This is a genomic window from Pseudomonas medicaginis (genome assembly GCF_965119365.1).
GTDB lineage: Bacteria > Pseudomonadota > Gammaproteobacteria > Pseudomonadales > Pseudomonadaceae > Aquipseudomonas.
Genome location: NZ_OZ221631.1, coordinates 1,055,370 through 1,078,106, shown reverse-complemented (window position 1 = coordinate 1,078,106; position 22,737 = coordinate 1,055,370). Strand labels below are relative to the sequence as shown.

15 protein-coding genes, 2 tRNA genes and 3 rRNA genes are annotated in these 22,737 nt (G+C 58.4%); 10 read left to right on the top strand and 10 right to left on the bottom strand.

The window, feature by feature from the left end:
• Window positions 1-63 precede the first annotated feature (63 nt).
• The 7 genes from rrf to aptA all read right to left on the bottom strand — a co-directional run bounded on the left by rrf (window position 64) and on the right by aptA (window position 8,905).
• Window positions 64-179, bottom strand: a 5S ribosomal RNA gene (gene rrf / locus ACMTA2_RS04680).
• A 157-nt stretch (window positions 180-336) separates the two neighbouring features.
• Window positions 337-3,228, bottom strand: a 23S ribosomal RNA gene (locus tag ACMTA2_RS04675).
• 245 nt (window positions 3,229-3,473) lie between these two features.
• Window positions 3,474-3,549: transfer RNA gene (locus ACMTA2_RS04670), tRNA-Ala, on the bottom strand.
• Between the two features lie 30 nt (window positions 3,550-3,579).
• Window positions 3,580-3,656, bottom strand: a tRNA-Ile gene (locus ACMTA2_RS04665).
• 160 nt (window positions 3,657-3,816) lie between these two features.
• Window positions 3,817-5,353, bottom strand: a 16S ribosomal RNA gene (locus tag ACMTA2_RS04660).
• Together the 16S, 23S and 5S rRNA genes with 2 tRNA genes alongside form the textbook arrangement of a ribosomal RNA operon.
• Window positions 5,354-5,989: 636 nt before the next feature.
• Entirely contained in the window at window positions 5,990-7,483 is a 1,494-nt protein-coding gene (locus tag ACMTA2_RS04655; RefSeq protein ID WP_413793915.1) for a CoA-acylating methylmalonate-semialdehyde dehydrogenase, read from the bottom strand.
• A 72-nt stretch (window positions 7,484-7,555) separates the two neighbouring features.
• Window positions 7,556-8,905, bottom strand: a complete 1,350-nt coding sequence (gene aptA / locus ACMTA2_RS04650) for an omega-aminotransferase AptA (protein WP_413793914.1) — start codon at window positions 8,903-8,905, stop codon at window positions 7,556-7,558.
• A gap of 123 nt (window positions 8,906-9,028) precedes the next feature.
• Between aptA and ACMTA2_RS04645 the strand changes: the two genes are divergently transcribed.
• From ACMTA2_RS04645 to ACMTA2_RS04620, 6 genes are all read left to right on the top strand, one after another.
• Window positions 9,029-9,949 carry a LysR family transcriptional regulator gene (locus tag ACMTA2_RS04645; protein ID WP_413793913.1) on the top strand — a complete coding sequence of 307 codons (921 nt, stop codon included), beginning with the start codon at window positions 9,029-9,031 and terminating at the stop codon, window positions 9,947-9,949.
• A 202-nt stretch (window positions 9,950-10,151) separates the two neighbouring features.
• A complete protein-coding gene (locus ACMTA2_RS04640; protein WP_413793912.1) occupies window positions 10,152-10,802 on the top strand; it encodes a TetR/AcrR family transcriptional regulator in 651 nt (216 codons plus the stop codon).
• A gap of 7 nt (window positions 10,803-10,809) precedes the next feature.
• Window positions 10,810-11,391, top strand: a complete 582-nt coding sequence (locus ACMTA2_RS04635; protein WP_413793911.1) for an IMPACT family protein — start codon at window positions 10,810-10,812, stop codon at window positions 11,389-11,391.
• A gap of 534 nt (window positions 11,392-11,925) precedes the next feature.
• Window positions 11,926-13,479: an ABC transporter ATP-binding protein gene (locus ACMTA2_RS04630; protein WP_413793910.1), complete on the top strand. Its 1,554-nt coding sequence runs from the start codon at window positions 11,926-11,928 to the stop codon at window positions 13,477-13,479.
• A gap of 11 nt (window positions 13,480-13,490) precedes the next feature.
• A complete protein-coding gene (locus ACMTA2_RS04625) occupies window positions 13,491-14,597 on the top strand; it encodes an ABC transporter permease (RefSeq protein WP_413793909.1) in 1,107 nt (368 codons plus the stop codon).
• A complete protein-coding gene (locus tag ACMTA2_RS04620) occupies window positions 14,597-15,523 on the top strand; it encodes an ABC transporter permease (protein ID WP_413793908.1) in 927 nt (308 codons plus the stop codon). The genes ACMTA2_RS04625 and ACMTA2_RS04620 overlap by 1 nt, the downstream gene beginning before the upstream one ends.
• 117 nt (window positions 15,524-15,640) lie before the next feature.
• Here ACMTA2_RS04620 and ACMTA2_RS04615 read toward each other — a convergent pair whose 3' ends face one another.
• Both ACMTA2_RS04615 and ACMTA2_RS04610 read right to left on the bottom strand, forming a co-directional pair.
• Window positions 15,641-16,588, bottom strand: a complete 948-nt coding sequence (locus ACMTA2_RS04615) for an IS110 family transposase (protein WP_413792179.1) — start codon at window positions 16,586-16,588, stop codon at window positions 15,641-15,643.
• Window positions 16,589-16,782: 194 nt separating this feature from the next.
• Window positions 16,783-17,205, bottom strand: coding sequence for a hypothetical protein (locus tag ACMTA2_RS04610; RefSeq protein ID WP_413793907.1), 423 nt, complete (start codon window positions 17,203-17,205; stop codon window positions 16,783-16,785).
• An 80-nt stretch (window positions 17,206-17,285) separates the two neighbouring features.
• On the opposite strand from ACMTA2_RS04610, the gene ACMTA2_RS04605 reads away from it, so the two are divergent.
• From ACMTA2_RS04605 to ACMTA2_RS04595, 3 genes are all read left to right on the top strand, one after another.
• Complete coding sequence (locus ACMTA2_RS04605) at window positions 17,286-17,636, top strand: MerR family transcriptional regulator (RefSeq protein WP_413793906.1); 351 nt, start codon at window positions 17,286-17,288, stop codon at window positions 17,634-17,636.
• A 25-nt stretch (window positions 17,637-17,661) separates the two neighbouring features.
• Window positions 17,662-18,348, top strand: a complete 687-nt coding sequence (locus ACMTA2_RS04600; RefSeq protein ID WP_413793905.1) for an SDR family oxidoreductase — start codon at window positions 17,662-17,664, stop codon at window positions 18,346-18,348.
• Window positions 18,349-18,592: 244 nt separating this feature from the next.
• Entirely contained in the window at window positions 18,593-19,951 is a 1,359-nt protein-coding gene (locus tag ACMTA2_RS04595; protein WP_413793904.1) for an 8-oxoguanine deaminase, read from the top strand.
• Between the two features lie 123 nt (window positions 19,952-20,074).
• Here the strand turns inward: ACMTA2_RS04595 and ACMTA2_RS04590 are convergent, their stop codons facing one another.
• The gene (locus ACMTA2_RS04590; protein WP_413793903.1) at window positions 20,075-21,166 is read right to left on the bottom strand and encodes a calcium:cation antiporter; all 1,092 of its coding nucleotides are present in this window, start codon (window positions 21,164-21,166) and stop codon (window positions 20,075-20,077) included.
• Window positions 21,167-21,542: 376 nt separating this feature from the next.
• Between ACMTA2_RS04590 and ACMTA2_RS04585 the strand changes: the two genes are divergently transcribed.
• A complete protein-coding gene (locus ACMTA2_RS04585) occupies window positions 21,543-22,625 on the top strand; it encodes a BMP family ABC transporter substrate-binding protein (protein WP_413793902.1) in 1,083 nt (360 codons plus the stop codon).
• Window positions 22,626-22,737: the final 112 nt, after the last annotated feature.

Sequence of the window (22,737 nt, the reverse complement as noted above, 5' to 3'; positions counted from 1 at the left end):
AACTTTCCTGCGGGCAAAACAAAACCCCTACCTGCGTCAGCAGATAGGGGTTTCGGAATTTAATCTTGACGATGACCTACTCTCACATGGGGAAACCCCACACTACCATCGGCGATGCATCGTTTCACTGCTGAGTTCGGGATGGGATCAGGTGGTTCCAATGCTCTATGGTCGTCAAGAAATTCGGTAGCCAGCGCGTACCTTGCGGTCACGTTCCAGCGAATGGGTATGCGATAGTTTGTGTGTTGTCGCTGACGTTCTCGAACTTTCGGTTCGTTTCGTCTTCACACACCGCAATCTGGTCTCTTTCGAGTTCACAAATTGCTTGGGTGTTATATGGTCAAGCCTCACGGGCAATTAGTACAGGTTAGCTCAACGCCTCACAGCGCTTACACACCCTGCCTATCAACGTCGTAGTCTTCGACGGCCCTTCAGGGGACTCAAGGTCCCAGTGAGATCTCATCTTGAGGCAAGTTTCCCGCTTAGATGCTTTCAGCGGTTATCTTTTCCGAACATAGCTACCCGGCAATGCCACTGGCGTGACAACCGGAACACCAGAGGTTCGTCCACTCCGGTCCTCTCGTACTAGGAGCAGCCCCTCTCAAATCTCAAACGTCCACGGCAGATAGGGACCGAACTGTCTCACGACGTTCTAAACCCAGCTCGCGTACCACTTTAAATGGCGAACAGCCATACCCTTGGGACCGGCTTCAGCCCCAGGATGTGATGAGCCGACATCGAGGTGCCAAACACCGCCGTCGATATGAACTCTTGGGCGGTATCAGCCTGTTATCCCCGGAGTACCTTTTATCCGTTGAGCGATGGCCCTTCCATACAGAACCACCGGATCACTAAGACCTACTTTCGTACCTGCTCGACGTGTCTGTCTCGCAGTCAAGCGCGCTTTTGCCTTTATACTCTACGACCGATTTCCGACCGGTCTGAGCGCACCTTCGTACTCCTCCGTTACTCTTTAGGAGGAGACCGCCCCAGTCAAACTACCCACCATACACTGTCCTCGATCCGGATAACGGACCTGAGTTAGAACCTCAAAGTTGCCAGGGTGGTATTTCAAGGATGGCTCCACGCAGACTGGCGTCCACGCTTCAAAGCCTCCCACCTATCCTACACAAGCAAATTCAAAGTCCAGTGCAAAGCTATAGTAAAGGTTCACGGGGTCTTTCCGTCTAGCCGCGGATACACTGCATCTTCACAGCGATTTCAATTTCACTGAGTCTCGGGTGGAGACAGCGCCGCCATCGTTACGCCATTCGTGCAGGTCGGAACTTACCCGACAAGGAATTTCGCTACCTTAGGACCGTTATAGTTACGGCCGCCGTTTACCGGGGCTTCGATCAAGAGCTTCGCGTTAGCTAACCCCATCAATTAACCTTCCGGCACCGGGCAGGCGTCACACCCTATACGTCCACTTTCGTGTTTGCAGAGTGCTGTGTTTTTAATAAACAGTCGCAGCGGCCTGGTATCTTCGACCGGCGTGGGCTTACGCAGCAAGTGCTTCACCCTCACCGGCGCACCTTCTCCCGAAGTTACGGTGCCATTTTGCCTAGTTCCTTCACCCGAGTTCTCTCAAGCGCCTTGGTATTCTCTACCCAACCACCTGTGTCGGTTTGGGGTACGGTTCCTGGTTACCTGAAGCTTAGAAGCTTTTCTTGGAAGCATGGCATCAACCACTTCGTCACCCAAAGGGTAACTCGTCATCAGCTCTCGGCCTTGAAACCCCGGATTTACCTAAGATTTCAGCCTACCACCTTAAACTTGGACAACCAACGCCAAGCTGGCCTAGCCTTCTCCGTCCCTCCATCGCAATAACCAGAAGTACAGGAATATTAACCTGTTTTCCATCGACTACGCTTTTCAGCCTCGCCTTAGGGACCGACTAACCCTGCGTCGATTAACGTTGCGCAGGAAACCTTGGTCTTTCGGCGTGGGTGTTTTTCACACCCATTGTCGTTACTCATGTCAGCATTCGCACTTCTGATACCTCCAGCAAGCTTCTCAACTCACCTTCACAGGCTTACAGAACGCTCCTCTACCGCATCACTTACGTGATACCCGTAGCTTCGGTGTATGGTTTGAGCCCCGTTACATCTTCCGCGCAGGCCGACTCGACTAGTGAGCTATTACGCTTTCTTTAAAGGGTGGCTGCTTCTAAGCCAACCTCCTAGCTGTCTAAGCCTTCCCACATCGTTTCCCACTTAACCATAACTTTGGGACCTTAGCTGACGGTCTGGGTTGTTTCCCTTTTCACGACGGACGTTAGCACCCGCCGTGTGTCTCCCATGCTCGGCACTTGTAGGTATTCGGAGTTTGCATCGGTTTGGTAAGTCGGGATGACCCCCTAGCCGAAACAGTGCTCTACCCCCTACAGTGATACATGAGGCGCTACCTAAATAGCTTTCGAGGAGAACCAGCTATCTCCGAGCTTGATTAGCCTTTCACTCCGATCCACAGGTCATCCGCTAACTTTTCAACGGTAGTCGGTTCGGTCCTCCAGTCAGTGTTACCTAACCTTCAACCTGCCCATGGATAGATCGCCCGGTTTCGGGTCTATTCCCAGCGACTAGACGCCCTATTAAGACTCGCTTTCGCTACGCCTCCCCTATTCGGTTAAGCTCGCCACTGAAAATAAGTCGCTGACCCATTATACAAAAGGTACGCAGTCACCCAACAAAGTGGGCTCCCACTGCTTGTACGCATACGGTTTCAGGATCTATTTCACTCCCCTCTCCGGGGTTCTTTTCGCCTTTCCCTCACGGTACTAGTTCACTATCGGTCAGTCAGTAGTATTTAGCCTTGGAGGATGGTCCCCCCATATTCAGACAAAGTTTCTCGTGCTCCGTCCTACTCGATTTCACTTCTAAGATCCTTTCGCGTACAGGGCTATCACCCACTATGGCCGCACTTTCCAGAGCGTTCCGCTAAAATCAAAGAAGCTTAAGGGCTAGTCCCCGTTCGCTCGCCACTACTAAGGGAATCTCGGTTGATTTCTTTTCCTCAGGGTACTTAGATGTTTCAGTTCCCCTGGTTCGCTTCTTGCACCTATGTATTCAGTACAAGATAACCATCTTATGATGGCTGGGTTCCCCCATTCAGACATCTCCGGATCACAGTCTGTTTGCCGACTCCCCGAAGCTTTTCGCAGGCTACCACGTCTTTCATCGCCTCTGACTGCCAAGGCATCCACCGTATGCGCTTCTTCACTTGACCATATAACCCCAAGCAATCTGGTTATACTGTGAAGACGACATTCGCCGAAAATTCGATCTTGCTCAACGAGCAACTCACAAATTTTACCTTAGCCTGATCCGTTACCAGTGAAAGTAACGTTCAGTCTATCTTTCTATCACATACCCAAATTTTTAAAGAACGAACTAGTCAAAGACTAGAAATCAACATTCACCATCGAACCGATGGAATGCTCATTTCTAAGCTTTATACAATCGAAGCAGTAGTGGTGGAGCCAAGCGGGATCGAACCGCTGACCTCCTGCGTGCAAGGCAGGCGCTCTCCCAGCTGAGCTATGGCCCCGTATTTCTACAGGCGTTTCCCACACAAAATTGGTGGGTCTGGGCAGATTCGAACTGCCGACCTCACCCTTATCAGGGGTGCGCTCTAACCAACTGAGCTACAGACCCAATTTCGAGCTACTAAGGCCGACCTCACCCTGCTCTTTACCACAGAGCATGGGGTGCGCTCTAACCAACCAAGCCACAACCCTTTTGGCTGCTTCTTTCGTCTTCTTCAATGAATCAAGCAATTCGTGTGGGAGCTCATGGAGCAGCTGCGGTCGTCGATTAAGGAGGTGATCCAGCCGCAGGTTCCCCTACGGCTACCTTGTTACGACTTCACCCCAGTCATGAATCACACCGTGGTAACCGTCCTCCCGAAGGTTAGACTAGCTACTTCTGGTGCAACCCACTCCCATGGTGTGACGGGCGGTGTGTACAAGGCCCGGGAACGTATTCACCGCGACATTCTGATTCGCGATTACTAGCGATTCCGACTTCACGCAGTCGAGTTGCAGACTGCGATCCGGACTACGATCGGTTTTGTGGGATTAGCTCCACCTCGCGGCTTGGCAACCCTCTGTACCGACCATTGTAGCACGTGTGTAGCCCAGGCCGTAAGGGCCATGATGACTTGACGTCATCCCCACCTTCCTCCGGTTTGTCACCGGCAGTCTCCTTAGAGTGCCCACCATAACGTGCTGGTAACTAAGGACAAGGGTTGCGCTCGTTACGGGACTTAACCCAACATCTCACGACACGAGCTGACGACAGCCATGCAGCACCTGTCTCAATGCTCCCGAAGGCACCAATCCATCTCTGGAAAGTTCATTGGATGTCAAGGCCTGGTAAGGTTCTTCGCGTTGCTTCGAATTAAACCACATGCTCCACCGCTTGTGCGGGCCCCCGTCAATTCATTTGAGTTTTAACCTTGCGGCCGTACTCCCCAGGCGGTCAACTTAATGCGTTAGCTGCGCCACTAAGAGCTCAAGGCTCCCAACGGCTAGTTGACATCGTTTACGGCGTGGACTACCAGGGTATCTAATCCTGTTTGCTCCCCACGCTTTCGCACCTCAGTGTCAGTATCAGTCCAGGTGGTCGCCTTCGCCACTGGTGTTCCTTCCTATATCTACGCATTTCACCGCTACACAGGAAATTCCACCACCCTCTACCATACTCTAGCTCGACAGTTTTGAATGCAGTTCCCAGGTTGAGCCCGGGGCTTTCACATCCAACTTAACGAACCACCTACGCGCGCTTTACGCCCAGTAATTCCGATTAACGCTTGCACCCTCTGTATTACCGCGGCTGCTGGCACAGAGTTAGCCGGTGCTTATTCTGTCGGTAACGTCAAAATTGCAGAGTATTAATCTACAACCCTTCCTCCCAACTTAAAGTGCTTTACAATCCGAAGACCTTCTTCACACACGCGGCATGGCTGGATCAGGCTTTCGCCCATTGTCCAATATTCCCCACTGCTGCCTCCCGTAGGAGTCTGGACCGTGTCTCAGTTCCAGTGTGACTGATCATCCTCTCAGACCAGTTACGGATCGTCGCCTTGGTGAGCCATTACCCCACCAACTAGCTAATCCGACCTAGGCTCATCTGATAGCGCAAGGCCCGAAGGTCCCCTGCTTTCTCCCGTAGGACGTATGCGGTATTAGCGTCCGTTTCCGAGCGTTATCCCCCACTACCAGGCAGATTCCTAGGCATTACTCACCCGTCCGCCGCTCTCAAGAGGTGCAAGCACCTCTCTACCGCTCGACTTGCATGTGTTAGGCCTGCCGCCAGCGTTCAATCTGAGCCATGATCAAACTCTTCAGTTCAAACATCTTTGGGTTTTGAGAAAACCCTAAACTTGGCTCAGCAATCGTTGGTTACATCTTTGATTTCTCGCGGAGCAACTTGTGATGCTGATAATCTGTTGACTAGCAGTCTGACTCCACAAGCACCCACACGAATTGCTTGATTCAGTTGTTAAAGAGCGGTTGGTTGATTCTTTCGTCTCAACCGAGGCGCGCATTCTACAGCACCCCGTGTATCTGTCAAGCGGTTATTTTAAGAAGTTTTCAAAGTTTCACTTCGTAAACCTCAACAACTTCAACCACTTGCGCTTCCGATCTCTCGTTAGCGGGAGGCGAATTCTACAGCGTTACTCGCTGCTGTCAACACCTCTTTTTCACCGCTTTCGACCGAGAAGATCGAACCGCCGATAGAGCCAAACCACACCGCTCTATCCGCTCTTTCCAGGCTTCGATGAACTGAAGCCCTGCACCTTCGAAACCTACTTAACTCATTGAATCTCAAGGAGTTTTCCGTTTCGACCGCGCCGGAAGTGGGGCGAATTATAGACGTTCAGAATTTGCCGTCAACACCTATTTTCATAATTCTGTCACATCAGTCTAAAAGCCCTGTAAATGCAGAGGCCGGCGCCCAAGGGCGCCGGCCTCTTCACTTACCGGTTACAAGCTGGGGAACGCAAACTGCGAAGCCTCATGGCTGGCACGCTGCGGCCAGCGCTGGGTAATGGCCTTGCGACGGGTATAGAAACGCACGCCGTCCGGGCCGTAGGCGTGCAGGTCACCGAACAACGAGCGCTTCCAGCCGCCAAAGCTGTGATAGGCAACCGGCACCGGCAATGGAACGTTGACTCCCACCATGCCGACTTCGATCTCATCGCAGAACAACCGCGCCGCCTCGCCATCGCGAGTAAAGATGCAGGTGCCGTTGCCATACTCGTGATCATTGATCAGTTGCATCGCCTCTTCCAGGCTGTTGACCCGGACGATGCACAGCACCGGCCCAAAGATCTCTTCCTTATAGATGCGCATCTCGGGGGTCACGCGATCGAACAGGCAGCCACCCAGGAAGAAACCTTCCTCATGCCCGGTCACGCTCAAGCCACGGCCGTCGACCACCAGCGAAGCACCCGCCGCCACACCGTCTTCTATATAGCCACTGACCTTGTCCCGGTGCTGACCGGTCACCAACGGCCCCATGTCCAGCCCACAAGACGTACCGGCGCCAATCTTCAGCGCCTTGATCTGTGGCACCAGCTTGGACACCAGTGCATCCGCCACCTGGTCACCGACACACACCGCCACCGAAATCGCCATGCAACGCTCACCGCACGAACCGTACGCCGCCCCCATCAACGCGCTGACGGCATTGTCCAGGTCCGCATCCGGCATCAGCACCGCATGGTTCTTTGCCCCGCCCAGCGCTTGGACGCGTTTGCCACGCCGTGTGCCCTCGGCATAGATGTACTCGGCGATCGGCGTCGAACCGACAAAGCTCAATGCCTTCACTTCCGGCGCTTCGATCAGTGCATCCACGGCGGCCTTGTCGCCATGCACAACGCTCAACACACCTTTGGGCAAACCGGCTTCCAACAGCAACTGGGCAATCAGCAATGTCGAACTCGGGTCACGCTCGGACGGCTTGAGGATGAAGCAGTTACCGCAAACGATCGCCAGCGGATACATCCACAGCGGCACCATCGCAGGGAAGTTGAACGGTGTGATACCTGCCACTACGCCCAAAGGCTGAAAGTCTGACCAGGCGTCGATGTTCGGCCCGACGTTACGGCTGTATTCGCCCTTCAGGATTTCCGGCGCTGCGCAGGCGAATTCGACGTTCTCGATGCCACGCTTGAGCTCACCGGCCGCGTCTTCCAAAGTCTTGCCGTGTTCTTCACTGATCAACTGGGCGATACGCGACTCGTTCTGCTCCAGCAATTGCTTGAAACGAAACATCACCTGCGCACGCTTGGCCGCTGGTGTGTTGCGCCAGGCCGGGAAAGCCGCCTTGGCGGCGTCGATGGCCTGCTGGATGGTCGCACGATCAGCCAATGGCACCTGATGGATGGCCTGGCCAGTGGACGGGTTGAACACATCGGCGGTGCGAGCGCTGTCGCTCAGCAATTCGCCATTGATCAAATGCGGGATGAGGCTCATGGGGGACTCCAGAATTATCAACAGGCGCCCGTGGCCGGACGCCCGTTATCGAAAGCTATAAAGAAGGACGCATCAGTCGAGCTTGTTCAGCACTTCACCGACAGCGTCGAACAGACGATCCAGGTCTTGTGGCTTGCTGTTGAACGTAGGCCCGAACTGCAAGGTGTCGCCGCCAAACCGCACATAGAACCCGGCTTTCCACAACGCCATGCCGGCCTCGAACGGACGCACGATGGCATCGCCGTCGCGCCCGGCGATCTGGATCGCGCCGGCCAGGCCGTAGTTGCGAATGTCGATGACGTTCTTCGCGCCCTTCAAGCCGTGCAATGCGTTCTCGAAATGCGGGGCGATCTCGGCCACGCTCTGCACCAGGTTTTCCTTCTGCAACAGGTCCAGCGCAGCCAGGCCAGCCGCGCAGGCCACCGGGTGCGCCGAGTAGGTATAGCCGTGGGGAAATTCCACTGCGTACTCGGGTGTCGGCTGGTTCATGAAGGTCTGGTAGATCTCGGAGCTGGCAATCACCGCGCCCATGGGGATCGCGCCATTGGTGACTTGCTTGGCAATGCACATCAGGTCCGGGGTCACGCCAAAGCTGTCGGCACCGAACATCGAACCGGTGCGGCCGAAGCCGGTGATCACTTCGTCGAACACCAAAAGAATACTGTGCTGGTCGCAGATTTCCCGCAGACGCTTGAGGTAACCCTCAGGCGGCACCAGCACACCGGCCGACCCCGCCATGGGCTCGACGAACACCGCCGCGATGTTGGACGCATCGTGCAGTTCGATCAGCTTCAGCAGCTCATCGGCCAAGGCGATGCCACCTTCTTTCGGCATGCCACGGGAATAGGCATTGCTGGCCAGCAAGGTGTGGGGCAAGTGATCGACATCCATCATCGCCTGGCCGAACAACTTGCGATTGCCACTGACGCCGCCGAGGCTGGTGCCGGCGATGTTCACCCCGTGATAACCACGGGCACGTCCAATCATCTTGGTCTTCGTCGCCTGGCCCTTGAGACGCCAGTAGGCGCGGACCATCTTCACCGCGGTATCGGCGCACTCGGAGCCGGAATCGGTGAAGAACACGTGATTGAGATTACTCGGGGTCAGGCTGGTGATTTTTTCCGCCAACTGGAACGACAGCGGATGACCGTATTGGAATCCCGGCGAGTAATCGAGGGTGCCCAGTTGCTTGGCGACCGCTTCCTGGATTTCCTTGCGCGTGTGCCCGGCGCCACATGTCCACAGGCCCGACAGCGAGTCATATACCTTGCGCCCCTTGTCATCCACCAACCAACTGCCCTCGGCGGCGACGATCAAGCGTGGATCACGCTGGAAATTGCGGTTGGCGGTGTAGGGCATCCAGTGGGCATCGAGCTTGAGCTGGCTGGCCAGGGAACCGGCAGCGTGTTCGGGCATGTTCATCGACAAAACCTCGCAGGTCATAAGCGACAGGGGATCGAAAGGCGTTCTTGCAGCTAAGTTGCCACGGCGATAAAGTCGATGAAATCCAACTTTTGTAACCTTCAGTCGGCGGTTCACTAAACTATGAGCGCTCGTCGTCCCGATCCACTGGCCCAGGTCAGCGACTTTGATATCCGCCTGCTGCGCATTTTCCGCAGCGTCGTGGAATGTGGAGGGTTTTCCGCCGCGGAAACCGTGCTGGGCATCGGCCGTTCGGCCATCAGCCAGCAGATGAGCGACCTCGAGCAACGCCTCGGTTTGCGTCTGTGCCAGCGCGGACGGGCGGGGTTTTCCCTGACCGAGGAAGGACGCGAGGTGTACCAATCTGCATTGCAGTTATTGAGCGCACTGGAAAGCTTTCGCACCGAGGTCAACGGCCTGCACCAACATCTGCGCGGCGAGTTGACCATCGGCCTGACCGACAACCTGGTCACCCTGCCGCACATGCGCATCACTCACGCACTGGCGCAATTGAAAGAGCGCGGGCCCGACGTGCAGATCCAGATCCGTATGATCGCCCCCAACGAAGTCGAGCAAGGCGTGCTCGACGGACGCTTGCATGTCGGCGTGGTCCCCCAGGCCAGTGCCTTGTCCGGGCTGGAATATCAACCGTTGTACAGTGAACGATCGCTGCTGTATTGCGCGGTCGGGCATCCGCTGTTTTATGTCGACGACCAACAACTTGAAGAGGCCCGCCTCAACAGCCAGGACGCCATCGCACCGACCTTCCGCCTACCGGCCGAGATCCAGGCCCACTATCAGGCGCTCAACTGCACCGCGAGTGCATCGGACCGCGAAGGCATGGCATTCCTGATTCTTACCGGGCGCTACATCGGTTACCTGCCCGATCACTACGCCAACCTCTGGGTCCAGCAAGGCCGGTTGCGGGCCTTGAAACCTGCGGCACGGTTCTATGACCTGAGCCTGGCGTCAGTCACACGCAAGGGCCGCCGGCCTCACCTGGTGCTGGAGAGTTTTCTCGAAAGCCTGGCGGCCACCCGCTAACCCTTTTGCTCTTTGTGGGAGCGAGCTTGCTCGCGATAGCGGTTATTCAGTCAATAAAGATGTGACGGATCCACCGCTATCGCGAGCAAGCTCGCTCCCACAGGTCTTTAGTCGGGCTTTTAGCGTGATGGCACTTGTCGGATCGATGCCGGTGCGCTATCAACGCATTTGCTTGCCCCACAGACTCAGCCCGGAAATGCCCATGACTTTTGAAGTCCCTGCCCACAGTGGCAAGCCCACCAGTCGCATTCGTCAAAAGAACGAAGAGACGATCCTCAAGGCCGCCGAAGATGAATTCGCTCGCCATGGGTTCAAAGGCACCAGCATGAATGCCATCGCCCTCAAGGCCGGACTGCCCAAGGCGAACCTGCATTATTACTTCACCAATAAACTCGGCTTGTACGTAGCGGTGCTGAGCAACATCATCGAATTGTGGGACAGCACCTTCAATACTCTTACCGCCGAGGACGAGCCGGCTGAAGCCTTGACCCGTTATATCCGCGCCAAAATGGAGTTCTCTCGTCGCCAGCCCCAGGCATCGCGTTTGTTTGCCATGGAAGTGATCAGCGGGGGCGAATGCCTGACCGAGTATTTCAACCAGGATTATCGCGCCTGGTTCAATGGCCGCGCGGCCGTGTTCCAGGCCTGGATCGACGCCGGCAAGATGGACCCGATCGACCCGGTGCACCTTATTTTCCTGCTGTGGGGCAGCACTCAGCATTACGCCAACTTCGCCACCCAGATCTGCCGCGTGACCGGTCGCAGCAAGTTGACCAAACAGGACATGATCGACGCGGGTGACAACCTGATCCGCATCATTCTCAAGGGCTGCGGCCTGACACCCACCTTTTAAGATCGCCATGCCCTTTACCCTTGCCGGTTTTTGCGAGTACCGCGAAGAAATTCGCAAAAGCCGCTTCATCACCTTCGCCGCGCCCATCACCAGCCCCGCCGATGCCCAAGCGTTCATCGAGCAGCACAGCGATCTGGATGCCACGCACAATTGCTGGGCCTGGAAACTTGGCGACCACTACCGCAGCAATGACGATGGCGAGCCAGGGGGCACCGCCGGGCGGCCGATCCTGGCCGCAATCGAAGCCCAGGCCTGCGATCAAGTCGTGGTGTTGGTGATTCGCTGGTACGGCGGGATTCAACTGGGCACCGGAGGGCTCGCCCGGGCTTATGGCGGGGGCGCGAACAAATGCCTGCAAAATGCCGAAAAGATCGAATTGATCAGCCGTGTGCCGCTGCGCTGCTCCTGCGGGTTCGCCGAACTGCCCCTGGTGAAACTGCGCGTCGCCGAGTGCGGCGGGCTGGTGAATGAAGAACACTTCACCGCCAACGGTGTAGACCTGCAATTGGCTGTGGGTGAGGCGCACATCGAAACCTTGCAAACACAACTGGCCGACCTGAGCCGTGGACGGATCCTGTTGGAGCGTTGAGTTCCAGGGTTGCAACCTTTCAGGGCCTCTGGCGATCGTTCAACTTGCCCACATCCACTGTGCACCCGACTGTGGATAACCTGAGCACATTCCTCTGTAAACCTTCTGTCATGCGGGTTTCAGAGGGTTGTTCATTTTTCAGCCAAAGCCCCAGCGAATCGACAAATCTATCCACAAAACAACCGCTTGCGACGGTTTATCACCTTTGGAAGAAAGCCTCGCCGTGCTTATGCCCAAGTTTCCGGCTTGCGCACAATAACTGTGGAGCAACCTGTGGATAACCCGTTCATGGCTGCTCCCACCCCAACAGGGACATGGCTCCCAGCCGCTTGTTCATTTTTTAGCCACCCATTTCGGGGCAAATCGATGCCTGCGCAAAACGTGCGCGCTCCAACCCAGTGCAGAATTTTCCAATCACTGTTGCCAAGTCCTCCTGCAGGGAGCCCTGGCGCTGGGCCCAAGGCAATTTCCTGACCTTATGGCCAGGAAATTGCTTTATCCACAGGCATTCCAATCCATCGGCCCGAGCCTGTCATGTCCAACCCCGACGCCATCGCGCGCCTGCAATTGCGCAAGATCAGTAAACGCTACCCCGGTTGCCTGGCCAACGACGCCATCGACCTGAGCATCCAGCCCGGCGAGATTCACGCCCTGCTCGGAGAAAACGGTGCGGGTAAAAGCACCCTGATGAAAATTATCTACGGCGTCACTGCTGCCGATTCGGGCGAAGTGATCTGGCAAGGCCAGCGCGTCAACCTGCGTAACCCGGCCCAGGCTCGCAGCCTGGGCATCGGCATGGTGTTCCAGCATTTCTCACTGTTCGAAACCCTCACCGTCGCGCAAAACATTGCCTTGGCAATGGGCGCGGCAGCCGGCACGCCAGCGCAGTTGGAACCCAGGATCCGCGACGTTTCCGGACGCTACGGCATGGCGCTGGAACCCCAGCGACTGGTCCATAGCCTGTCGATTGGCGAGCGCCAGCGGGTAGAGATCATTCGCTGCCTGATGCAGGACATTCGGCTGTTGATTCTCGATGAACCGACCTCGGTGCTCACGCCCGCAGAAGCCGAAGAACTGTTCGTGACCCTGCGCCGCCTGGCGAGCGAGGGCTGCAGCATCTTGTTCATCAGCCACAAGCTCGGGGAGGTGCGCGCGCTGTGCCACAGCGCCACGGTGCTGCGCGGCGGGCGGGTGGCGGGGCATTGCACACCGGCGCATTGTTCGGACCGGGAGCTGGCGCAACTGATGGTTGGCGAAGCCGCCGGGTTGATCACGGATTACCCAAAGGTCAGCGCAGACAAAGCCTTCCTGAAAATCGACAAGCTGTCATGGCACAACCCGGACCCGTTCGGCTGTTCGTTGCAGGACATTGAGCTGGAGGTTTGCAGCGGCGAGATCGTCGGCATCGCCGGGGTGGCGGGCAATGGTCAGGACGAATGGCTGGCGTTGCTCAGCGGAGAAACGCCGCTTCCTCGACAACAAGGCGATACGATCCGATTCGACGGGCAATCCGTCGCCCACCTGCGCCCCGACGCCCGCCGTCGGCTCGGTCTGGCCTTCGTCCCCGCCGAACGCCTGGGCCACGGCGCCGTGCCGCAATTGAGCCTGGCAGATAACGCCTTGCTCAGCGCCTTCCAACAGGGACTGGTCAGCCATGGCCTGATTCGGCGCAGCAAGGTCGAACAACTGGCCGAAGAGATCATCCGTCGCTTTGGCGTGAAGACACCCGACACCCGCACTCCGGCACGCAGCCTTTCGGGGGGTAACTTGCAGAAATTCATTCTCGGCCGGGAGATCCTCCAACAACCCAAATTGCTGGTGGCCGCTCACCCGACCTGGGGGGTGGACGTCGGCGCGGCAGCCACCATCCATCGCGCCCTGATCGCCCTGCGCGACGCAGGCGCGGCCATTCTGGTGATCTCCGAAGACCTCGACGAATTGTTCCAGATCAGCGACCGCCTCGGTGCCTTGTGCGGCGGGCGCCTGTCGGCCTTGAGCCCCACCGTCGAGACCCGCCTCAGCGACATCGGAGCCTGGATGGCGGGTCAATTCGACGCCCCTCAATCACCTGCCCTCATGCCCGTTTAACGGAGTTCTACATGCTGCTTTCTCTCGAACCCCGCGGCCAGCAATCGCGCCTGATGCTCTGGTGCTCGCCACTGCTGGCCGCCGTGTTGACCCTGGGCTGCGGCTCGCTGCTGTTTATCGCCCTCGGACATGACCCGTTGCAAACGCTGTACACCCTGTTGATCGCCCCGATCAGCGATCTGTACGGCGTGTCCGAGTGGCTGGTCAAAGCCTTGCCGATCCTGCTGTGCGCCCTCGGCCTGGCAGTGGCCTATCAGGCGCGGGTCTGGAACATCGGTGCTGAAGGCCAGCTGTTGCTGGGCGCCTTGGCCGGCAGTGCCTTGGCGGTGAACATCATCGGCGTGCAGAGCCATTGGGCATTGGTGCTGGTCCTGCTGACCGGCACCCTGGCAGGGGCGGCTTGGGCCGGACTCACGGCCTGGTTGCGCACGCGCTTCAACGCCAACGAGATTCTCACCAGCATCATGCTCAACTACATCGCCCTGAACCTGCTGCTGTTTTGCGTTCACGGGCCGTTGAAAGACCCGGCGGGTTTCAACTTCCCGGAGTCGGCGATGTTCGGCGAGGCCAGTCGCCTGCCGTTGCTGCTGGAAGATGGTCGGGTCCATGCCGGGCTGTATTTCGCCCTGCTGGCGCTGGTGGCGGTGTGGGTGTTGCTGCAGAAAAGCTTCGTCGGCTTTCAAATCAAGGTGCTGGGCCTCGATGCCCGCGCCGCCGGTTTCGCCGGTTTTCGCCAGAAGCCTTTGGTGTGGCTGGCGTTGTTGATCAGCGGGGCACTGGCCGGGCTGGCCGGTGTCTGCGAAGTGACCGGGCCGATCGGCCAACTGGTGCCGCAGGTGTCGCCGGGCTACGGCTACGCAGCGATTACCGTGGCATTCCTGGGACGCCTAAACCCCATCGGCATTCTGTTTGCCAGCTTGTTGATGGCCCTGCTGTACATCGGCGGTGAGAGTGCGCAGATGTCGTTGAACCTGCCCCAGGCGATCACCCAGTTGTTCCAGGGGATGATGCTGTTTTTCCTGTTGGCCTGCGACGTGCTGATCCTCTACCGGCCACGCCTGAACCTGCGCTGGACCCGGCGCGCCCGAACCACTGCGGTACAGGCAGGAGCCCTGTGATGGATATCGACTTGTTGAGCAATATTTTCTACGCCATGGTCCGCTGCGGTACGCCGTTACTGCTGGTGGCCCTGGGTGAATTGGTCTGCGAGAAAAGCGGCGTCCTGAACCTGGGCCAGGAAGGCATGATGCTGTTCGGCGCGGTGGTCGGTTTTATTGTCGCGTTCAACAGCGGTAACCTCTGGCTCGGCGTGCTGCTGGCGATAGCCGCCGGGATGCTGTTGTCGGCCTTGTTCGCCCTGGTCGCGTTGGTGTTCAACGCCAATCAAGTCGCCACCGGCCTGGCGCTGACGATTTTCGGCGTGGGCCTGTCGAGTTTTGTCGGCGCGGCCTGGGTCGGCAAACCGCTGGCGGGATTCGAGCCGCTGGCCCTTCCCTACCTGAGTGACATTCCGTTGATCGGGCGGATGCTGTTTGCCCAGGATCTGCTGGTTTACCTGTCCTTCGCCCTGTTTGCCCTGGTGGCGTGGATGATTGTGAAAAGTCGCGTAGGGTTGATCATCCAGGCCGTCGGGGAAAACCCCGATGCCGCCAGCGCCATGGGCCTGCCCGTGCTGCAGGTGCGAACCCTGGCGGTCTTGTTTGGCGGCGCCATGGCCGGCTTGGCCGGCGCCTATCTATCGCTGGCCTACACGCCGATGTGGGCCGAGAACATGAGCGCCGGGCGCGGCTGGATCGCCCTGGCGCTGGTAGTGTTCGCCAGTTGGCGGGTATGGCGCCTGCTGCTGGGCGCCTACCTGTTCGGTCTCGCCAGCATCCTGCACCTGGTGGCCCAGGGGCTGGGGTTGGCGATTCCGTCGAGCCTGTTGGCGATGCTGCCTTATGCCGCGACCATTGTGGTGCTGGTGCTGTTATCCCGGGACGCCGTGCGCACCGGACTGTATGCGCCGGTGTCCCTGGGGCAACCTTGGCAGGCGGGGCATTGAGTTAGACCGCGGCGCACCTATCGCGAGCAAGCTCGCTCCCACACTAGACCAGGTGAACACTGAGTTCAGGTTTGACTCAGGCCCCCTGTGGGAGATTCTATGGTTGAGGGAAAGCCCTCAAGCCGCGTTAGGTTGGTATTCGCTTTGCCCTTTCAGCAGAGCGAATACGATCCGAGCAAGCTTGCGAGCCAGCATTACCAACGCCTGAGTGGTAGTGAAACCGCGAGCTCTTTGCTTTTCATAGAAGCCTCTCCAGGCAGACGTGCGGCTAGCCGACATGGCGGCATTGTGTAACAGTCGACGGACTTCCGGGTCGCCTCGTTTACTCAAGCTACGGCGCCCATCTTTTTGTCCTGATTTCGACACTCGCAAGTCCATTCCCAAAAAGGCAATGAAGGCGTCTGAGTTTCTGAAATCCCCTCGTTGAAATGCCGTAAGCAAGCGGGCTCCGGTCAGAAATCCAATGCCCTCAACCTTCAAGCAACGGTTCAACTGACCCAGCAAACCGGCATCCCTCAGATGATCCTTGATCGTCTTCTCGATCAATGTCTCAAGCCTCTGCATGGCTGCAATTTGTTCGGCGAAAGCGGTCTTCAGCAGCGGCTCGTTAGCCCAGCTTTGTACCAGGGCCACTCGAGCCTGAACCAGGGCTGCGCGACGGCGGAAAAGGCTCAGGAGCTGGCGATACAGCGGAGATGGCGGGGTCCAGGGGTTAAGCTCATGCCCTTCGTTTTTCAGGTAACGGGCCAGCAGCTTGGCATCCAGCGCGTCAGTTTTGGCGCGGATTTTTACGCCTTCGCGGTAGTGATGCAGTTCATAACCGCCCACCATGTAGATCTCGCAGCCGGCCTCATAGGCCAGATCAGCGAATTCCAGGTGATAGATATTGGTCGACTCAATGGCTACAGCGACGGGGCCCGGCAATGCTTTCAACCACTTTTTGATGGCCGCTTTGTTGTTGGGAGTCGCCTCCAGTACGTCAAGTTCGGCGTGATAGATCACCAGTTCGTTCTTGGCGACATCCACGCCCACAATCGGCTTTGTGACAGAAACCGGCATTGCCATTGAAAATTCTCCGGGCTAAGGTTTGAACACTTGAAGGGTTCACCCAGAGGCGCAGGCTTGTTCCTATCGTCGGTTTAGGCCAGATGCATTCTTTATCGGCGCTTGGGTGAAAGGAGGAGGGGCGAAATCTCCCACGGTCTGTACTGCGGCTAACAGTCAGAATCGAGCCTTGTCCCTCCTCCTCCCTTCAAGTCCTACCATACAAGCGAGCTTGCTCGCGATGAGGCCCGAACAGGCAATACCTGAACCAAGCCCCACACCACCTCGAAAAACAGGAAAACCCACAACACCGCACTGGCTCCATGAAGCAGCGCATACAGCATCCAGGCTGCAAACAGAAACCGCCCCGTCGCGTCATAACGCCCATACAGAGGCTGCGGATCCCGAATCCGCAGCACCGCCCACACGCAGACAATCGAGCCCAGCAGGTTCACCATCAGCACATGCGCCGGCGCAAACGGCGGCAGTTCTCCAGGCAGGTCCAATAGCTGAGTCAAGCTCATCAACACACCATGCAGCGCCGCAAAGCTCCACGGCGTGACCAGCGCGGCCGACACGATCAGGTCGTACCAGGCACTGCCAAGCACCACCCGGCGATATTGCATCGAAGTCCACATACACTTTGCTCCAGATAATTGAGGAGCGCAGAGGCTAAAGCCTGGGGTATGCTCCAAGGTCAAGCCCTCTGGAGTCCTCCATGCGTATCGGTGAATTAGCCCAGGCCTGCGCCGTCAGTCGCGACACGCTGCGCTTCTACGAGCAGCGGGGCCTGATCGCGGCGACGCGCAGCGCCAATGGCTATCGCGACTACCCCGCCGACATGGTCCAACTGGTGCTCTATATCAAAACGGCCCAGCGCCTGGGCTTTACCCTGGGCGAGATCAGCGCCAGCGTCGCCGCCCTTTGGAACGCCCCCGACCCGGACTGCGCCGTGACGCAATTGCTGCAAGACAAACTGAGCCTGATCGAAACCCGTATCACCGAACTCGACGCGTTGCGTCACGAGCTGAAACAACGGCTCGGGCAACGCTGTCCATTAAATCCATGACCTTTTTCTTTCAAGGATGCCTCTCATGAATTCGGCAAGAAACGCATTGATCATCGGCGCCTCCCGGGGCCTGGGCCTTGGTCTGGTGAAGACGCTGCTCAGCGATGGCTGGAACGTGACCGCCACCGTGCGCAACCCGCAGAACGCAGAGGCTTTGAGGGCGCTGGGCCCGGTGCGGATCGAAAGACTCGACATGGACGACCAGCAAGCGGTCATTGCCCTGAGCCAACAACTCAAGGGCGAAACCTTCGACCTGCTGTTCGTCAACGCCGGCGTCAAGGGCCCGGACAACCAGAGCCCAGGCGGCGCGACGCTGGCCGAAGTCGGCCAGTTGTTCTTCACCAACGCCGTGGCCCCGATCAACCTGGCCCAGCGCTTCGTCGGGCAGATCCGCGATGGCAGCGGCGTGCTGGCGTTCATGAGCTCGGTACTGGGCAGCGTGACCATGCCCGACGCGCCGGAACTGGCGCTGTACAAGGCCAGCAAGGCGGCGCTCAACTCCATGACCAACAGCTTCGTCAGCCAATTGGGCGAGCAGGCACTGACCGTGCTGTCGCTGCACCCGGGCTGGGTGAAGACCGACATGGGCGGCGAAGGGGCGGACATCGATGTAGAGACCAGCACCCGTGGGCTGATCGACCAGGTCAATGCCTTCGCCGGCAAGGGTGGGCATCACTTCGTCAACTACCGGGGCGAAACGATTCCCTGGTAACCCCACCTTTCCTCTGTGGGAGCGAGCTTGCTCGCGATGACGGCCTCACATCCAACATGGATGTCGACGGATCTACCGCTATCGCGAGCAAGCTCGTTCCCACAGGATTCTCGGCCTGACACTGGATCTGCGCCCGGCAACCTGAGTAAACTCCATTCCTCGCCGTTACCGGCGACCCTGGATCAGCAGACAGGGCATCACTGAGCTGGCTAACCTGAACCCACTTTCAGAGGAGCCGGCCACCATGCCTGCGACCCGTACCTGGTTAAAAAATCCCCTCGCCATTTTCACGGCCAACGACCTCGATGCCCGTGGCGGTCTCGTCCTGCAGGACGGTGTGATCGTCGAACTGCTGAGCGCAAACCAGCAACCCGCCCAGCCCTGTGACCACATTTTCGATGCGCGCGAACATGTGATCCTGCCGGGGTTGATCAACACCCATCATCACTTCTACCAGACCCTGACCCGCGCCTGGGCGCCGGTAGTGAACCAGCCGCTGTTCCCATGGCTGAAGACCCTCTACCCGGTGTGGGCGCGGCTGACCCCGGAAAAACTGGCCCTGGCGAGCAAAGTGGCCTTGGCCGAGTTGCTGCTGTCGGGCTGCACCACGGCGGCCGACCACCATTACCTGTTCCCAGAAGGCCTGGAAAATGCCATCGACGTGCAAGTGCAGAGTGTTCGTGAACTGGGCATGCGCGCGATGCTGACCCGTGGCTCCATGAGCCTGGGCGAAGCCGACGGTGGCCTGCCGCCGCAGCAGACCGTGCAGCAGGGTGAGGTGATTCTCGACGACAGTCAGCGCTTGATCGCCCAGTATCACGAACGCGGCGACGGCGCGCAGATTCAGATTGCCCTGGCACCCTGTTCACCGTTTTCGGTTACGCCGCAGATCATGAGCGCCAGCGCCGAGTTGGCGGAGAAACTCGACGTACGTTTGCACACACACCTGGCCGAAACCCTCGATGAAGAAGCGTTCTGCCTGCAGCGATTCGGCCTGCGCACCGTGGATTACCTGGACAGCGTCGGTTGGCTCGGCCCGCGTACCTGGCTGGCCCACGGCATTCATTTCAACCCGGACGAAATCGCCCGACTCGGCGCCGCCGGCACCGGTATCTGCCATTGCCCAAGTTCCAACATGCGCCTGGCCTCAGGCATTTGCCCGACCTTGGAACTGACCGCCGCCGGCGCTCCCGTGGGCCTGGGGGTAGACGGTTCGGCATCCAACGATGCCTCGAACATGATCCTCGAAACCCGCCAGGCGCTGTACATCCAGCGCCTGCGTTACGGCGCGCAAGCGATTACGCCGGAACGCGTGCTGAGCTGGGCGACCCGGGGCTCGGCGCAACTGCTCGGGCGCAGCGATATCGGTGAATTGGCGGTGGGCAAGCAGGCCGACCTGGCGTTGTTCAAACTCGATGAGCTGCGCTTTTCCGGCAGCCACGACCCGGTCTCGGCGCTGCTGCTGTGCGGTGCGGATCGTGCGGATCGGGTGATGATCGGTGGGCAATGGCGGGTCATCGACGGGCAGGTCGAGGGATTGGACTTGAAGGGGCTGATTGCCGATCATAGCCAGGCGGCGCGGGAATTGATCGCTGGCACCTGACCCACCCCAAATCCCCGTGGGAGCGAGCTTGCTCGCGATAGCGCCAGATCAGTCAACTTTGATGTTGAATGGCTGGCCGCCATCGCGAGCAAGCTCGCTCCCACAATGGGTGCTGTATCGGGCCTAGAGTCCCAGCAAGGACAACATGATGAATGTCGCGAACAGCACGAAGTGGGTCATGCCTTCAATGGCATTGGTTTCACCATCGTTAAGGTTGATCGCGCAGACAATCAGGGTGATGAAGATCATCACCGTCTGCACCGGAGTCATTGCCATCTGGAAGGGCTGGCCCGTGTAGAGGGCCATGGCTTCCATCACGGGCACGGTGAGGATCACGGTGGACAACGAAGCCCCCAGCGCGATGTTCACCACCGCCTGCATACGATTGGCGAGGGCCGCACGCAGGGCGGTGAGGATTTCCGGTGCGGCGGAAATCGCCGCAACCAGGATCGCCGTGACCACGGGCGGAGCCCCCGAGCCTTCCAGCCCCAGGTCGATGGCCTTGGACATGACCTCGGCCAGAGCACCGATCACCACCACGCCAAACACCAGCGCCCCTATGGAAATTGTCAGGCTGATGGGTTCCGGCTCGGTTTCCACCGGCTCTTTCTTGCGGCGTTTTTCCGGATAGCTGTAGCTGAAGAAATAACTGTGGGGCCCGACCTGCATGCGCAGGAACAAGGTGTACAACACGATCATCGCGCCAATGGTGAAGGCCGAATAGATTTTCCAGTTCTGCTGGGGAATGAACTCCGGCACCACCATCGACACGCCCATGGCCGTGAGAATCATCACGCTGTAGGTACGTGCCGAATCATCGTTGTAGACCTGTTCGCCATGCTTGATTCCGCCCATCAACGCCGCCAGCCCGAGGATGCCATTGATGTCGAGCATCACCGCCGAGTAGATCGTGTCCCGCACCAACGTCGAAGACGCTTCGTTGCTCATCATGATCGCCAGGATCACCACTTCCACCAGCACCGCCGACAAGGTCAGGATCATGGTGCCATAAGGATCACCGACTTTTTCCGCCAGCAGTTCGGCGTGATGGGCCACGCGCATGGACGCCGCGACGATGAAACCGATCAGGACCAGGCCGCCGGCCAACGCCACCACTTGCCCGCTGCCCAGCATCCAGTGCTCCAGCGGATAGGCGATACACGCGGCGATCAGTGCCATCAACAGCAGTTTTTCTTGCTTGATCAACGTGAGCATCGCGGGCCTGTCACCGTGGGCGGGGTCATGAGTTACTGACTATAGGAGGCGGTGAACGTTTCGTTCGGTGTGGTGCACCAGGGGGTGGCGAGTGAGGGGCAGGTGCACCTTTATTGTTCTCAGGGGCCTCATCGCGGGCAAGCCTTGCTCCCACAGGTATTGCGTCGCACTTGTGAAGCAAGCTTGCCCTCCCATGAGATCGGGCTGCCCATCTGTCGGGGCAAGGCCTGATCCCACATGGTTGGGCCTTGCACTTGTGGGAGCAAGGCTTGCCCGCGATGGCTGCATCAAGGCGTTAAATATTTGTTGTCTTGTTGGTCAGCATTTTGCATTGGTGCGCTACAGCCAACCTCACAACAATATGGAGTTCGAGTTCATGCACAAACGCCCCTTGAAGAAGTTGTTTTGCGCCGTCGTCGCAGCCGTTGGCCTGAGCGCCGGCTTGAGCGCCAGTGCCGCCGACCCGCTGAAGGTCGGCTTCGTCTACATCGGCCCGATCGGCGACCACGGCTGGACCTATCAGCACGAACAAGGGCGCAAGGAACTGGCGGCCAAATTCGGCGAACAGATCACCACCCACTACGTCGAGAACGTGCCGGAAGGGGCCGATGCCGAGCGGGTGATCCGCAACATGGCCAAGGACAAATACGACCTGATCTTCACCACGTCCTTCGGCTACATGAACCCGACGCTCAAGGTCGCCAAGCAATTTCCCAAGGTGATCTTCGAACACGCCACCGGCTACAAGCAGGACAAGAACCTGGGCACGTACCTGGCTCGCACCTACGAAGGCCGCTACGTGGGCGGTTTCCTCGCGGCCAAGATGACCAAGACCAAGAAGATCGGCTACGTTGCCAGCTTCCCGATCCCGGAAGTCATCCGCGACATCAACGCCATCCAACTGGCCCTGAACAAATACAACCCCGGGACCGAGATCAAGGTAGTGTGGGTCAACTCCTGGTTCGATCCGGGCAAGGAAGCCGACGCCGCCAACGCGCTGATCGACCAGGGCGTGGACGTGGTGTTCCAACACACCGACAGCCCGGCGCCGATCCAGGCCGCCGAACGCCGCGGCGTCTATGCGGTGGGCTACGCTTCGGACATGGCTCACTTCGGTCCCAAGGCGGTGCTGACGTCCATCGTCAATGACTGGGGCCCGCATTACATCCAGGCAACCCAAAGCGTGCTCGACCACAACTGGAAATCCCAGGACTACTGGGGCGGCCTGAAGGAAGGCACGGTGAAACTGCCGATCAGTGACCTGGTGCCAGCCGCGGTCAAGGGCGAAGCCGAGCAGATCATCGCCGACATCGAGAGCGGCGCCTTCCACCCGTTCACCGGCCCGATCAAGGACCAGGCCGGCGTCGAGAAAATCCCCGCAGGCGCGAGCGCCACCAATGCAGAACTGGCGTCGATGAATTATTACGTCGAAGGCATGAAGGCTGAGATTCCCAAATAACCCTCAACCCAAAAACCAGCACAAAACCCATTGTGGGAGCGAGCTTGCTCGCGATAGCGGTCCGGCATATACACCGTCATCGCGAGCAAGCTCGCTCCCACATGGGGTACCT

What these genes read in the sequence shown, in the direction of transcription:
- ACMTA2_RS04655 (WP_413793915.1), bottom strand. Translation starts at nt 7,483, where the DNA reads ATGAGCCTCATCCCGCATTTGATCAATGGCGAATTGCTGAGCGACAGC.
- aptA (WP_413793914.1), bottom strand. Translation starts at nt 8,905, where the DNA reads ATGAACATGCCCGAACACGCTGCCGGTTCCCTGGCCAGCCAGCTCAAG.
- ACMTA2_RS04645 (WP_413793913.1), top strand. Translation starts at nt 9,029, where the DNA reads ATGAGCGCTCGTCGTCCCGATCCACTGGCCCAGGTCAGCGACTTTGAT.
- ACMTA2_RS04640 (WP_413793912.1), top strand. Translation starts at nt 10,152, where the DNA reads ATGACTTTTGAAGTCCCTGCCCACAGTGGCAAGCCCACCAGTCGCATT.
- ACMTA2_RS04635 (WP_413793911.1), top strand. Translation starts at nt 10,810, where the DNA reads ATGCCCTTTACCCTTGCCGGTTTTTGCGAGTACCGCGAAGAAATTCGC.
- ACMTA2_RS04630 (WP_413793910.1), top strand. Translation starts at nt 11,926, where the DNA reads ATGTCCAACCCCGACGCCATCGCGCGCCTGCAATTGCGCAAGATCAGT.
- ACMTA2_RS04625 (WP_413793909.1), top strand. Translation starts at nt 13,491, where the DNA reads ATGCTGCTTTCTCTCGAACCCCGCGGCCAGCAATCGCGCCTGATGCTC.
- ACMTA2_RS04620 (WP_413793908.1), top strand. Translation starts at nt 14,597, where the DNA reads ATGGATATCGACTTGTTGAGCAATATTTTCTACGCCATGGTCCGCTGC.
- ACMTA2_RS04615 (WP_413792179.1), bottom strand. Translation starts at nt 16,588, where the DNA reads ATGGCAATGCCGGTTTCTGTCACAAAGCCGATTGTGGGCGTGGATGTC.
- ACMTA2_RS04610 (WP_413793907.1), bottom strand. Translation starts at nt 17,205, where the DNA reads ATGTGGACTTCGATGCAATATCGCCGGGTGGTGCTTGGCAGTGCCTGG.
- ACMTA2_RS04605 (WP_413793906.1), top strand. Translation starts at nt 17,286, where the DNA reads ATGCGTATCGGTGAATTAGCCCAGGCCTGCGCCGTCAGTCGCGACACG.
- ACMTA2_RS04600 (WP_413793905.1), top strand. Translation starts at nt 17,662, where the DNA reads ATGAATTCGGCAAGAAACGCATTGATCATCGGCGCCTCCCGGGGCCTG.
- ACMTA2_RS04595 (WP_413793904.1), top strand. Translation starts at nt 18,593, where the DNA reads ATGCCTGCGACCCGTACCTGGTTAAAAAATCCCCTCGCCATTTTCACG.
- ACMTA2_RS04590 (WP_413793903.1), bottom strand. Translation starts at nt 21,166, where the DNA reads ATGCTCACGTTGATCAAGCAAGAAAAACTGCTGTTGATGGCACTGATC.
- ACMTA2_RS04585 (WP_413793902.1), top strand. Translation starts at nt 21,543, where the DNA reads ATGCACAAACGCCCCTTGAAGAAGTTGTTTTGCGCCGTCGTCGCAGCC.